The organism is Rhodococcus sp. ENV425 (genome assembly GCF_002887785.1).
GTDB lineage: Bacteria > Actinomycetota > Actinomycetes > Mycobacteriales > Mycobacteriaceae > Rhodococcus > Rhodococcus aetherivorans.
The window spans coordinates 1-6,899 of the sequence record NZ_PCZU01000063.1 but is presented as its reverse complement, the minus strand read 5'-3'; the positions used below and the strand labels follow the sequence as shown (position 1 = coordinate 6,899).

The 6,899-nt window shown below is 64.9% G+C and carries 4 protein-coding genes and 3 pseudogenes; 2 read left to right on the top strand and 5 right to left on the bottom strand.

All coding sequences use genetic code 11. The features are described 5' to 3' along the window. Nucleotides 1-1,037, top strand: a pseudogene (locus tag CQZ88_RS30445) (TraA protein); the annotation flags it as partial. Nucleotides 1,038-1,170: 133 nt separating this feature from the next. Here CQZ88_RS30445 and CQZ88_RS04675 read toward each other — a convergent pair. After that, the gene (locus CQZ88_RS04675; RefSeq protein WP_080688405.1) at nt 1,171-1,926 is read right to left on the bottom strand and encodes a DUF6226 family protein; all 756 of its coding nucleotides are present in this window, start codon (nt 1,924-1,926) and stop codon (nt 1,171-1,173) included. A 272-nt stretch (nt 1,927-2,198) separates the two neighbouring features. Further along, on the bottom strand, nt 2,199-2,495 hold the full coding sequence (locus CQZ88_RS29470) for a hypothetical protein (RefSeq protein ID WP_146034252.1): 297 nt from the start codon (nt 2,493-2,495) through the stop codon (nt 2,199-2,201). 136 nt (nt 2,496-2,631) lie between these two features. Between CQZ88_RS29470 and CQZ88_RS04670 the strand changes: the two are divergent. Then, nucleotides 2,632-4,004: pseudogene (locus CQZ88_RS04670) on the top strand (ISL3 family transposase). A 286-nt stretch (nt 4,005-4,290) separates the two neighbouring features. Here CQZ88_RS04670 and CQZ88_RS32365 read toward each other — a convergent pair. The 3 genes and pseudogenes from CQZ88_RS32365 to CQZ88_RS30440 all read right to left on the bottom strand — a co-directional run. Next, nucleotides 4,291-4,578: pseudogene (locus CQZ88_RS32365) on the bottom strand (LGFP repeat-containing protein); the annotation flags it as partial. A 72-nt stretch (nt 4,579-4,650) separates the two neighbouring features. Further along, on the bottom strand, nt 4,651-5,655 hold the full coding sequence (locus tag CQZ88_RS04660) for an ISAs1 family transposase (RefSeq protein ID WP_029546326.1): 1,005 nt from the start codon (nt 5,653-5,655) through the stop codon (nt 4,651-4,653). Between the two features lie 243 nt (nt 5,656-5,898). Next, nucleotides 5,899-5,988 (bottom strand): hypothetical protein, encoded by a 90-nt coding sequence (locus CQZ88_RS30440; RefSeq protein WP_230831827.1) that lies wholly within the window; start codon nt 5,986-5,988, stop codon nt 5,899-5,901. Nucleotides 5,989-6,899 lie beyond the last annotated feature (911 nt).

Here is a 6,899-nt window from a genome sequence, read left to right as displayed (position 1 = left end):
CCCGCCGCTACACCGAGGTCACCGAACACGCCAAGGCTGCCGACACCGGCATCGGTGAGGTGATCCGCCGTTACCGCGACGCTTCCGCACTGCTCGAGACGCAGCGGGTCCGCACTCTCGCTACCGCCGCATTCGGTGACGAACTCGGCACTCGCATCGCCGAAGAGGCCTCCGCACGCCTGCTCGCCCGCCAGCTCCACCGCGCCGCCCAAGCCGGTGTCGACCCGGTCAACCTCCTGACCTGGCACCACGAGCGCCTGGCTGAGAACGGTGTCGACACCACCGCCGCCGCGTTGCGTTCCGACATGGCCAAGCCGCTGACCGAGCTGATCGCCCGCCGCAACACCGCATGGCTCACCGAGCACCAGGACACCATCGCCGAGCACCTGCCGACCCTCGCGCTGCAAACCGACGACGAACGAGCACAGGCCATCGCCGGACGCATCGAACACATCCACCGCATCACCGGAGCGAGCGTCGAGGAGTTCGTGGCCGACCTCGCGGAGCGGGCCGGAGCCACAGCCCCGGCCACCGTGCTGCTCGCCGAACTCGACCGCATCGCCGCCGACGGCCGCGACCTCACCCACCCCGACGCCCCCGGGTGGATCATCGCGCCCGTGACCGATGCCGACCATCTCGACCCCGATCTCGCCGCACAGATCCGCGAGGACTACCAGACCATCGCCGATCTGCGCCGCGACTACCGCAACCAGCTCACTGACGACACCGCCCCGACCTGGGCACAGTCCACCCTCGGCCGCTGCCCCGACGATCCCGAACACGCTGCCCTGTGGCGGACCACCATCGCGGACGCAGCCGCCTACCGCAGCACCCACCACATCACCGACGAGGACACCCTTACCGGGGGTCGACCGAACGACCGCCGCGCCGCACTCGACTGGATGCACGTCGAGCGCCAACGCGCTCGGCTGCACGAACAGCAGTTGCGTCAGCAGCAGACGCGGGATCAAGAACTTGAGCATCGGGCTCACCAGCCCGGTCTTGGTCATGTTGAGCAGAGAGACCGCCGGGTGTAATCGAGCGCAGGGACAAGCAGCGACGTGCCAGTAAGCGTCGTTAACTCTCTTTGGGCGTAGTTCTCCTGCGCCTCGCCTCGCGCAGAAGTTGTCCCATTTGTGGGTCATGCTCAGCTATTGCGGGTGCCGCAACTCATGTCGGAGACCAAGGTCGACGCAGACTTGGACGTGCCTGCAGCGGGCGTGATGCCCAGTTCACGAGCCACGGTGCGGCCGTAAAAGCAGTCCGTGTGTGGCGATCCTGGATCCCGCTGCCCTTGGCTTTGAACGATGTACGGACCCAGTAGTAGTCGTCTCCAAGATCGACGTCGAGCGACCCGTCGACGACAGAGACTACCAACATGTCCATGTCCTTGAGCAGATAAGCGGATCCGCGGTCGCACCCGTCGCAAGCACAGTCGGGAATCGATGCCAACGCCACCGCGGGGTCGCCCGCAGCGATTGTGATGTTGAAGGGATGGTCAGGGTTCATCGGTGCGTGCGTCCTCAGCACCAGTGGAACCGCACCCTCGGCGGCTGGCTTGAGGACAGTGTCGGCACCGCCGGTCTCCAGGGGCGCAAGCGCCCAGTCGATACGCGATGCTTCTCGCGCCAGGCCGCGGTTGAGGAGTACCTTCGTCCACGCTTGCGCCCTGGCCACCACGATCCGGAACCGCTCTGGATGGGTGGAACGCTCGTACGCCTCTTCGTCCGGTCCGGGACCACCTTCGTACGGGTTCGGCCATCCCGGAGTGTCCGCGCCGGTGACCGCGAACGCCGCGTCGACGTCATCGAGCAGTTCGCACATCTCTCGCGAGAGCAACGGCTCGTTCCCGTCCCAGCCAGCTTCGCGCGCGCGGAGAATATTGGCGTTGTAATCCACCCACCACGACTGCCCCGAATCTGTCATCACATGGACGCTACCGTCGCGCGGTAGCGTCCGCAATCAGAAAATGAACAACGATACCGAAACTCCGGGAAGATTTCATTCCAATATTTGACGTGGCGAGACCGTGCCCGGAAGTTGCCTTTGTCTGAAAACCCCGAAGACCTCCAAGTCGCAATTCATAAACAGGGTTTCGCTGCTTCTTGCGTCGAGGAGGTCTCCGGCTCTTCCCCGCAGAAATGCGCCGGGTTGATCGTTTCGGAGTTCGTCGTCGGGGGCGATCCGGTCTTGCCTGATCACACCTTGCAGTTTAAGCGCTTCTTTGGTGGATAGACGACCGCCCAGTAATTCTTACCCATATAGCTGATCCGGCCGGTAACGACCCCCCAGAACCAGGTTTCTACCTCACCTGTACAGGCGTGGGCCACGTTCTTGGACTCCAGGTAGGACGTGGATGCTCCGGTGGAGCTTTCGACATCGACTATCCCAGATGTCGTGTACCACCAGCCGTAATACTGGTACTTCAGTTCCGTCTCGTGGGTGATGCTCGATACAGGCGTCTCGCATTCGGTTGTCGGCTTGAATCCGACCACACCGTAGCCCTTCCCGGGTCCGCTCTTGGTCCGCCAATGAATCCAGTTTGGCTTAAGTGGCTCTTCGCAGTTGGTAGGGGCGTGATGTCGTCCGACCCCGTGCCGTGTCGGTGATTGAAAAAGGGCCCGCGCCCTTGTGAGCTGGGTGTTCTTCAGGCAACCAGACCAGCAAGGAACGCGGGCATGCTCCACAGTAGTGGCTCACTGCTGCTCGATCTCGACGGCGTCGTCGTCGAATCGGTGCGGCGCGTCGACGACGGCAGCCGGATCGTCCGGCTCGGCACCGACCCCCGGTGGGTCGGGATGTGCCCGCAGTGCGGGCAGACGTCGACACGGTCGAAGGGCTGGGTCACCACCCGTCCCCGCGATGTGCAGGTCGGCCCCGACCGTCCCCGGCTCGAATGGAACAAGCGGAAATGGTTGTGCACCAACATCTCCTGCGGGCGGAAGGTGTTCACCGAGTCGGTGCCGGGCATCCCGCCCCGCAGCAGGGTCACCCCGCGGGCGAAGACGATGATGGCCGCGGCCGTCCTCGACGACGACCGTTCGGTGGCCGCGGTCGCCGCCGAGTACCGGTGCGCCTGGCACACGGTCCACGATCGGGTCGTCGCCGTCGCCGACACCGCACTCGACGACGAACCAGCCCCCGTGACGGTGCTCGGTATCGACGAGACCCGCCGCGGCAAGGCGAAGTGGGAGACCGACCCGGTCACCGGCGCCCGGCGGTGGGTGGACCGGTGGGACACCGGACTGGTCGACGTCACCGGTGACCAGGGCCTGCTTGCCCAGGTCAACGGGCGCAGCTCGGCGACGGTGCTCGACTGGCTGCACGCACGCGACGAGCAGTGGCGACAGCAGATCACCCACGTCACCATCGACCTGTCCTCGGTCTACGCCAAGGCGGTGCGCGAGGCATTGCCGCACGCCGAGCTGGTGGTCGACCGGTTCCACCTGGTCAAGAAGGCCAACGAGGTCGTCGATGCGGTGCGCCGGCGGGTCACCCAGACCCACCGCGGTCGGCGCGGACGCAAGTCCGATGTCGAGTGGATCAACCGCCGCCGGCTGCTGCGCGGCGCCGAGACCCTCACCGATCAGCAGCGCACCGAACTGTTCACCAAGCTGCTCGCCGCCGACCCGAGCGAGGAGATCGCCGCCGCCTGGATCGCCAAGGAACTGCTACGCGACCTGCTCGCGTGCACCGGTCGCGGTGGGCTGCGGCACGAGATCCGAGCCGCCCTGTATCGGTTCTACAAGTTCTGCGCCGCCTGCTCGGTGCCGGAGGTCACCGCGCTGGCCCGCACCGTCGAGACCTGGCAGGACCCCATCGTCCGGGCCATCCAGACGGGTCTGTCGAACGCGCGCAGCGAAGGCTACAACCGGATCGTCAAGCACGTCGGACGGATTGCGTTCGGATTCCGCAATCCCGAGAATCAACGGCGCCGGGTACGGTGGGCCTGCACCCGCCGCTCCCGGCGGAGCACACCCAGCCGGCATCAATGCCACTGCTAACTACGAAGAGCCGCTTAAGTTCGCAGGGCCCGAGGTTCAGTCCCATCGGGCTGAGCCTCTCCGGCTGCGGTAAGTCGGGCGCGGATTGTCCGTTTTGGAGGCTTTCGAAATATGCCAATGCCTCTTCGCGAGTATCGAACTGAATGTAATCCACTGGAGGTGGACTGACGGGCACACTGATCTCGCCGGCGGCTGATCCATTGCTGAATTGTTGTGTGAACCATCCAGTTCCGTCGTCAACTCCCTCGTTCGTAGGATACCCGTAGAGCCTTTTTTCATATCCGGCCAGAGACCATTGTTCGAGTATGTCGCCCCGGACCGAATGCGCGCCGGTTGTGGGCGACCAGTAGATGACGCCGCGTTCGAAGCGGTTCATACGGCCTTCGTTGTTGTGGCCGACCCAGATCTCATCTGAGGTGGGATATCCAAGGGGCCCGCCTTCCCAGCCGGTTTGGGCCCATCGATCACGGATGGCGCCGCCAACAGGGTGGGCCCCCGTAAGCACGGGCCAGTAGATTGTCGCGCCCTGGAAGTCCTGGAGGCGTCCTCCGTTGAGAACGACCTCGTCGGTTTTCGGGTAACCGAGCCAGCCAGCCTCGTAGCCGTACTGGCCCCCAGGGCCCCGGCAAAGTCATGTAATTGCATGTCAGATGGTGTGAAGTAGGTCGATCGGCCGGTGCGGGTTGCGGCTGTGGTGCCGCAGGGCGGTGGCGATGCTGGTGTGACCGGCCAACCGGAGGATGCTGACGGCGGTGTTCCGGATGGTGGCCATCACTCGCGGCGCGGTGCCGGTGCTGATGGTGGAGCGGTCTTCGTCGAACGTGACGTCGCGAACCCAGTGGAGGCGGTTCTCGATGGCCCAGTGCCCGCGAATCCAGGCCGCGACCTGCGACGGAGCCGCAGAGGTCATCGGCATCGAGGTGATCAGGTAGACCACCTCAACGGTTTTCCGGCCGTTCCTGGTCACGGTGCGACGAACCTGCAACACCTGGCAGGCGTGCGGGAACCCGAGCCCGGCATCGACCTCGGTCGCCTTGATCGTGCGCCGCTCGAGTCGACCGTGACCACGGCCGCCGGTCGACGAGCAAACCGGAATATCGTTCCATGGCAACGACTTCAACAAGTTCCGTAGGGATCGTTGATTGTTCTTCACGGTGAACACGTAATGTCCGCCGCGACCGACGATGTAGTCGGCGGTGCCCCGCTGGCAGTGCAACGCATCCGCGGTGACCACCACATCGGTGAGATCGAGCGCATCGAGCAGATCGGTGATCAGCGGGATCTCGTTCGTCTTCGCACCGACCTCAACCTGCCCGAGAACCACCCCACTGCCCTGGTCCAGCGCCGCCAACAGGTGCGTCAGATGCCCAGCGGCATCCTTCGCGCCCCGCAACGTCTTCCCGTCGACCGCGACCACCCGGCGCCCGTCGACCACCCCGGTCCGCAACCACGCCCACACCCCGATGACCTGGTCCAACACCGCGGCGTCGAGGCGGCCGAGGGTGCGTCGGATCGTCGATTCCGACGGTGGCCGACCCTTGATCCCGAGCCGGTCCAGCACATCCGCCGGCACGTCGTGAACCCATTCCGCGACCGCAGTGAACGAGCGGGCGCCGGCACACACCCCGGCCAGCGCGACCGACAGGATCACCGCCAACCGGTGTCGAACCCCACGTCGAGCCCGTGGATCAGGCACAAGGTCGAGCACGTCGAGGATCCCGGTGTCCGATATCGGAGCGGGCATGGGAGAAGATGAGGAAGCGGGCACGACTCGTTCCTGGTTGTGGAGCTTGTGTAGGAACTTGAATCATCACCGAGACGGTCGTGCCCGCCCCAATCCACGCTCCCCGTCGAGTGCCATCTCGCACTGAAACCGCAGCTCAGCGGGCATCACTCACGACTTTGCCGAGGCCCTGTACTGGCCCCACTTCTGGTGAAAGACGTTGACGACCGGGTGTGCCCCCGTGGCGGCGGACCAGTAGATCGGACCGTTCTGAAGTGGCTGCGCTTGCCGTGCCCGTCCGGGTTGGTCAGCTCGTGGGTCGTCGGCAAGAGCAGGAAGCTGAACTGTGCACCGAGGGAGTTGTACTTATCGCGAATAGCGCCGCAGACCTGGAACTCCGACGGCCAGTAGATCTGGCATCCCGGAGCAACGAATGCTGTGATTCCGCTGCTCTCCTCCTGCTGGTTCTTCTGAAGACGGGCCTCGGCGATCTCGGCCCGGTCCGCCTGCTCCTTGGTCCAGCCTGCGGGGAGTTCCTCCCGATCGGAACGCATCTTGCCCGGAACCACCTTGTCGTTGGGATTCTCGGTCGGCTTGCCCGTGTACTGGATCTTCCCGGGCCGACCCTGCTCGGGTTCCAGTGGGGCCAAGGGCGGGGATGCGCTGGTCGTGGACTCGGATGTCGCAGTCGGGGCGGGCGAGCTGGTCTCAAGTTCGGCGGAAATGGCAGGCGCCGGCCCCGTTGCTTGCCGTGTTGTGGTCGCGGCGGAGGCTGTCTCATCGGCAGCCGATACCGGCCCCGTCGCCGTGGGCGGCGGGATCGCTGTCGTGGTCGTTGGCGGTTCTGGGGGCGTCGTCTCGTCTGCCACTTCAGCGGATGTTGGTGTGGGGGTTGGTGTCATGATGGGGCTGCAAGCGCGGTACTCACCCCGGATACCGCGATCGCCGCCACGACTGCGACGGTCCCCAGCGCGCGAGCGGTGCGCCTGGATCGATACCTGGAACGACAATCCGCGCCCCTTCCGCTGGACCAAGACCGCCGACGAGATCCTCAAGTCCCTCGCCGACTACCTCGCCAAAATCAACCCAACGACTACCACAACAAGGCAATAATTAAACGGCTGAATTTCTGACGCAGCACACTAGTAGGACTTTGTTAGGTTCACCACTTC